This window comes from Streptomyces sp. NRRL WC-3605 (genome assembly GCF_001509795.1).
In the GTDB taxonomy this organism is placed as follows: domain Bacteria; phylum Actinomycetota; class Actinomycetes; order Streptomycetales; family Streptomycetaceae; genus Streptomyces; species Streptomyces viridochromogenes.
Window position 1 is genome coordinate 114906 of sequence record NZ_LLZN01000040.1, and the last position, 6554, is coordinate 121459.

Here is a 6554-nt window from a genome sequence, read left to right on the forward strand (position 1 = left end):
ACGATCTTCCCGGCGGGACCCCGAGCGAGAGGACATACCCGTGGACGACGACCGGCCCGATGTGCTGCTGACCGGGCTGCTCTTCTACGACCTCGTCCTCACCGGACTCGGCGGACCGCCCACCCCCGGCGAGGAGATCTGGACGGAGGGCATGGGATGCGGCCCCGGCGGCATCGCCAACCTCGCGGTCGCCGCCGCCCGCTTCGGCCTGCGCACCTCCCTCGCCACCGTCCTCGGCGACGACCTGTACGGCGCGTACTGCCGGGACGTCCTCGCGGGCCAGGAGGGCATCGACCTCTCGCTGTCCCGCACGGCGGGCGGCTGGCCCACCCCGGTCACCGTGTCCCTGGCCTACGGCCGCGACCGCGCCCTGGTCACCCACGGCCAGGAGCCCCCGTACACCCAGGACGCGCTGATGGCCGACCCGCCCCCGGCGCGCACGGCCCTGGTGCACCTGGAGCCGGAGCCCCGCGCCTGGCTCGCCAAGGCCGCCGCGAACGGCACCCAGGTGTACGCCGACGTCGGCTGGGACGCCACCGGGCGATGGCCCCGGGACCTCCTCGACCAGCTCTCCCTGTGCCACGCCTTCCTCCCCAACGAGGCCGAGGCCATGGCCTACACCCGCACCGGCAGCGCGTCCGAGGCGCTGCGCGCCCTCGCCGAGCTGGTGCCGGTGGCCGTGGTGACGCGCGGCGGGCGGGGCGCGCTCGCCGTGGACCAGACGACCGGCGAGTACGCCGACGTGCCCGCCCTTGACATCGATGTCCTCGATCCGACGGGTGCCGGGGACGTCTTCGGGGCGAGCTTCGTCGCCGCCTCGCTCGGCGGCTGGCCGCTGGAGGAGCGCCTGCGCTTCGCGGTCCTCGCCGCCGGCCTCTCGGTCGGCCACCCGGGCGGGGCGCTCGCCGCCCCCGGCTGGTACGGCGTCGACCGCTGGTGGCGCTCCCTGACCGACCCCGGCCCGCGGCGGGCGTACGGCTTCCTCGCGGACCGGCTCCCGGCCGATCCGGGGCCGCCCGTCACGTACCCGCCCGTCACCCCGCCGGCACCGCGGCGCTGACCTCCCCCACACCCCCTCCCTGCGAAGTCCCGAACAGATCCGAAAGGCGGTGGGAGCTGTGCGGCTCTCACGAAGAGGCCTGCTGCGCGCGGGCCTGGCCGGTACGGCCGCCACCGCGCTGGGCGGCCTGGCGTCCGGCTGTGCCGTCCCGACCGGCTCCACCGGCCGGAACATGGTGCTCTGGTACTGGAGCGGCGGCCTGAGCGACACGGTCGTGAAGAACGCCAAGGCGCGCTACGGCGGCTCCGTCGACCTCGACGCCATCCAGATCGGCGGCTACTACCGCTCCAAGCTGATCACCACGCTGGCCGGCCGGGCCCACATCCCGGACATCGCCGGGCTCCGGGGCGAGGACATGGCGTCCTACCTCCCGAACGCCGACCAGTTCGTGGACCTGCGCACCCTGGGCGCGGAGAAGCTCAGGAGCCGGTACCTGGACTGGAAGTGGCAGCAGGCCGTCGCCCCGGACGGCAGCCTCGTCGGCCTCCCGATCGACGTCGGCCCGGTCGTGCACTACTACCAGCCCGCCGTCTACGAGAAGGCCGGACTGCCCCACGAGCCCGCGGACGTCTCGCGGGAACTGGACACCTGGGACAAATTCTTCACGGCCGGTGAGCGGCTGAAGAAGCGGCTGCCCGGCACGTACATCCTGACCGACGTCGTCAGCGTCTTCGAGATGTCCATCGGACAGGGCACCAGCCGGTTCGTCGACGAGGACCGGCGGTTCATCGGGGACGGCCCGCATGTGCGGGCCTGCTGGGACCGGGCCGTGGAGGCCAAGCGGCGCGGCATCGTGTCGGACATCGTCTCGGGCACCCCCGACTCCATCTCGGCCACCGAGAAGGGCACGCTGCCCAGCCAGCTCAACGCCTCCTGGGCCGCCGGCGACCTCAAGCTCGCCTACCCGAAGACCGAGGGCCACTGGCGGGTGGCGGACTGCCCGGGCGGCCCCTCCAACGTCGGCGGCTCCTTCCTGGCGATCACGAAGGCGTGCCGGGAGCCCGAGCGGGCGTTCGAGATCATCAGCTGGATGCTCGACTCCCGCAACCAGGCGCAGGGGTTCGTCGACGCCGGTCTGTTCCCGTCGACCCCGGCGTCGTACGCGATGCCGAAGCTGCGCGAGCCGGACCCGTTCTTCGGCGGCCAGATCACCATGGACGTCTTCGGACCCGCCGCCGAGAAGATCCCGGTCGCCTTCAACAGCCCCTACGACATCGCGCTCGGACAGCCGATCCGGGACGAGATCAAGAACGTCGGCGTCCTCGGCAAGGACCCCGCGAAAGCCTGGGAGGACGCCATGGACTCGTGCCGGCGCATCGCCAAGCACCTGGGGGTGGCGTTCTGATGGCCGTCGCCGAACAGACCCCGCCCGCCGTGGACCGGATACGGCCCGCCACCGCCCCGCCCCGCACGGGGTGGCGCAGGCACTGGCACCTGTACGCCGCGATCTCCCCGTTCTACCTGCTCTTCCTCGCCTTCGGCCTGATCCCCGTCGGCTTCTCGCTCTACCTGTCCCTGCACCGCTGGGACGGCCTCGGCTCGATGGAGTGGGCGGGACTGACGCAGTATCAGTACCTGTTCACCGACGTGGACTTCTGGCAGTCGATCGGGAACACCCTGATCATCTGGGCACTGGCCACCTTCCCCATGATCTTCCTGGCGATGGTGACGGCCGTGATGCTCAACTCGGCGGTCCGCTTCAGGAACGCCTACCGGTTCGCGTACTTCCTGCCGAACGTCACGTCCGTGGTCGCGATCGCCATCGTCTTCGGGTCGGTGTTCTCGACCAACTTCGGCCTCGTGAACGCCCTGCTGCAGGCGGTCGGCCTGGACCAGGTGGCCTGGCTGAACACACCGTGGGGCATCAAGGTCGCCATCGCCACCCTGATGACCTGGCAGTGGACCGGCTACAACGCGATCATCTTCCTCGCCGGGCTGCAGACCATCCCCGGCGACCTGTACGAGGCGGCCCGGATCGACGGCGCCGGTCCCGTGCAGACCTTCTTCCGGATCACGCTGCCGCTGCTGCGGCCGACGCTGCTCTTCGTGCTCGTCGTCTCGACGGTCACCGGACTGCAGAGCTTCTCCGAACCGCAGGTCCTGCTCCAGACCGCTTCCAACGAGTCCACGTTCTCGGGCGGCCCGGACCACGCCGGCCGCACGATGGTCCTCTACTTCTTCCAGCAGACCTTCGACAACAACGACTTCGGGTACGGCGCCGCCGTCGCGTGGGGCATCTTCCTGGTCGTCGTCCTCTTCTCCCTCATCAACTGGCGCCTGGTGCAGCGCCGGGGCGAACAGTAGGAAGGCCGCGACATGGCATCCATCAAGGGCTCCGGACGCCGGGGCATCGCCCTGCACGCGTCCCTGATCATCGGTGTGCTGCTCTCGGCCTTCCCGTTCTACTGGGCCGTGATCATGTCGACGCACACCTCGTCGGAGATCTTCTCCTACCCGCCGAAGCTGCTGCCGGGTTCGCACTTCACGGAGAACGTCCGCCACCTGTTCGACACGGTCGACTTCTTCGGGTCGATGGCGAACTCGCTGCTGGTCGCCACGGCGGTGACGTTCCTCGTGCTGCTCCTCGACTCGCTCGCGGCCTTCGTGTTCGCGAAGTTCGACTTCCCCGGCAGGAACGCGCTGTTCGCGCTGCTCATGCTGATCTTCATGGTCCCGGCCCAGATGGCCGCGATCCCCCAGTTCGTGATCATGGCGAAGATCGGCTGGATCGGCTCGATGACCTCGCTGATCGTGCCGGCCGCCGCCAACGCCTTCGGCATCTTCTGGATGCGCCAGTACATGCGCAGCGCCATCCACGACGAACTGCTCGACGCCTCCCGCCTCGACGGCGCGAACTTCCTGCGCCAGTACTGGCACGTGGCGCTCCCGGTCGTCCGCCCGGGGCTCGCCTTCCTCGGCATCTTCACCTTCATGGGCCAGTGGAACGACTACGCCTGGCCGCTGATCGCCCTCACCAACCCCGACAACGTCACCCTCCAGGTCGCGCTGTCCCAGCTCAACGGCACCCACGGCACCACCGACTACGGCATGGTGATGACCGGCGCCGTCCTCGCCCTGATCCCGCTGCTGATCGTCTTCGCGATCGGCGCCCGCCAGATCATCGGCGACCTCGCCAAGGGAGCCGTCCGCGGATGACCTTCTCCCCCGACCCCCTGATCGCGCTGCGCCCCTGGGAGGCGCCCGAGCTCACCTCCTGGAACCGCCTCCCCATGAACGCCGTCGACCGGCGCTCCGGAGCCATCCCCTTGGACGGCGACTGGCGCTTCCAGTTGCTGCCCGCTCCGGACGCGCCGGTCGGCGGTGCCTGGACGCAGGCGTACGTGCCCGGCGTCTGGACCCTGCAGGACGCGGGTGACCTGCCCCAGTACACCAACGTCACGATGCCGTTCCCCGACATCCCGCCGCACTCCCCGGCCGCCAACCCGACCGGGGTGTACGAACGGGAGATCGACGTGCCCGCCGGCTGGGCCGGACGCCGGATCGTGCTCCAGGTCGGGGCGGCCGAGAGCGTACTGCTCGTCCATGTGGACGGCCGCCCCGTGGGCGTCTCCAAGGACTCGCACCTGGCTGCCGAGTTCGATGTGACGCAGGCGGTCCGGCCGGGCGCGAGGGCCACCGTCCGGTTGACCGTCGTCAAGTGGTCCGACGCCTCCCACATCGAGGACCAGGACCAGTGGTGGCACGGCGGTCTCACCCGCTCCGTCCTGCTGTACGCCACGGACCCGCTGCACCTGGCCGACGTCACCGTGCGCGCCCGGCGCGACGGCGAGCTGCGGGTCGACTGCCGGGTACGGGACGCGCGCGGCCCGCTGCCCGAGGGCTGGTACCTGACCGGTGAGCTGGACGGGGTGCCGCTCGCCCAGGACGCCGCGTTCGACGCGGCCAACGCCGAGGACGAACGGGTCTCCGGCTTCCTCGGCGAGGCCCGGCTGGGGACCACCGTCCCCGGGGTACGCACCTGGACCGCGGAGACGCCCGAGCTGTACGCCCTGACCGTCCGGCTGCACCGCGCCGACGGCACGGTCGCCGACACCTCCCGGCACCGCGTCGGCTTCCGGGACGTCGAGATCGTGGGCCGGGACCTGCTCGTCAACGGTGAGCGGATCTTCGTCCGGGGCGTGAACCGGCACGACTTCCACCCCCTGACCGGCCGGACCGTGACCCCCGAGGACATGCGCGCCGACCTGGTCCTGCTCAAGCGGTTCGGCTTCAACGCGATCCGCACCGCCCACTACCCGAACGACCCCGCGCTGTACGACCTGGCCGACGAACTCGGCTTCTACGTCGTCGACGAGGCCGACATCGAGGCCCACGACCACGCCCACGAGATCGCCGACGACCCGCGCTACCTCAACGCCTTCGTCGACCGGGTCGCACGCATGGTGCTGCGCGACAAGAACCACCCGTCGGTGATCGTCTGGTCGCTGGGCAACGAGTCCGACTACGGCGCCCACCACGACGCGGCGGCCGGCTGGGTCCGCCACCACGACCCGGCACGCCCGCTCCAGTACGAGGGGGCCGCGAAGCTCGACTGGGCGGCGACGGACGACGCCTCCGACATCGCGTGCCCGATGTACGCGCCGATCGAGGAATGCGTGGCGCACGCCCTCTCGGGACACCAGACCCGGCCGCTCATCCAGTGCGAGTACTCGCACGCGATGGGCAACAGCAACGGCACGCTGGCCGACTTCTGGGCGGCCGTCGAGGAGACGCCGGGCCTTCAGGGCGGGTTCGTCTGGGAGTTCTGGGACCACGGCATCCTGCAGCGCCTCGGCGACGGACGCCCGGCCGGACGCGCGGGCGCCGCCCTCCGCGGTGACGGCGTCGCCCCGCCCGGCCATCGCTGGGCGTACGGCGGCGACTTCGGCGAGCGCGTCCACGACGGGGCGTTCATCGCCGACGGCGTCGTGTTCCCGGACCGGGCGCCCAAGCCGGCCCTGTACGAACACCGCGAGATCGCGGCGCCGGTACGCATGGAGGGCCTGAAGCCTGACGGCGTGGTCCTCGCCAATCACCAGCACTTCCGAACCCTGGACTGGCTGACGGGCGAGTGGCGCCTGGACCTCGCCGACGGCACGACGCTGACGGCGCCCGCCGACCTGCCCGCTCTGCACCCTGGGGGAACGGCCACCGTACCGCTGCCCTTCGAGGTGCCGCGCGAGGGCGGCGAGGCGTGGCTGACGCTGCGGGTGACCGTGGCGGAGGACCAGCCGTGGGCGCCGCGCGGGACGGAACTGTGTGTACCGCAGGTGCGCCTGCGCGGCCCGGCTCCGGTGTCCGCGCCCGCGGTGAGCGGCGAGGTACGGCTGGACGCCGAGGGCCTTCTCCGCCACCCCCTGCTGACGGCTGCCCCCACCCTCACCCTGTGGCGGGGGCCCCCCCACAACGACGAGATCCGCGGGACTGGCCCCCCCGGGGGCGGCCCCGGGCCGGGCGCACGTGGCCCCCAGGGGGGGTTCCCAGGCGGGCGGGC

5 protein-coding genes are annotated in these 6554 nt (G+C 71.6%); all 5 read left to right on the forward strand.

Going from position 1 to position 6554, the window contains the following annotated elements; all coding sequences use genetic code 11:
* Positions 1-40 precede the first annotated feature (40 nt).
* Positions 41-1060, forward strand: coding sequence for a carbohydrate kinase family protein (locus tag ADL34_RS08415; protein ID WP_062665463.1), 1020 nt, complete (start codon positions 41-43; stop codon positions 1058-1060).
* A gap of 58 nt (positions 1061-1118) precedes the next feature.
* The gene (locus ADL34_RS08420) at positions 1119-2405 is read left to right on the forward strand and encodes an ABC transporter substrate-binding protein (protein ID WP_062665465.1); all 1287 of its coding nucleotides are present in this window, start codon (positions 1119-1121) and stop codon (positions 2403-2405) included.
* The gene (locus ADL34_RS08425) at positions 2405-3364 is read left to right on the forward strand and encodes a carbohydrate ABC transporter permease (protein WP_062665467.1); all 960 of its coding nucleotides are present in this window, start codon (positions 2405-2407) and stop codon (positions 3362-3364) included. Before ADL34_RS08420 ends, ADL34_RS08425 begins: the two co-directional genes overlap by 1 nt.
* A gap of 12 nt (positions 3365-3376) precedes the next feature.
* Positions 3377-4216, forward strand: coding sequence for a carbohydrate ABC transporter permease (locus ADL34_RS08430; RefSeq protein ID WP_062665469.1), 840 nt, complete (start codon positions 3377-3379; stop codon positions 4214-4216).
* The coding region (locus ADL34_RS08435) for a glycoside hydrolase family 2 TIM barrel-domain containing protein (protein ID WP_079042913.1) at positions 4213-6554 on the forward strand (2342 nt) is incomplete at its 3' end. The genes ADL34_RS08430 and ADL34_RS08435, both read left to right, overlap by 4 nt.

Bases quoted from the DNA above. Each gene is read 5' to 3' on its own strand.
- ADL34_RS08425 (WP_062665467.1), top strand. From the start codon at position 2,405: ATGGCCGTCGCCGAACAGACCCCGCCCGCCGTGGACCGGATACGGCCC.
- ADL34_RS08430 (WP_062665469.1), top strand. From the start codon at position 3,377: ATGGCATCCATCAAGGGCTCCGGACGCCGGGGCATCGCCCTGCACGCG.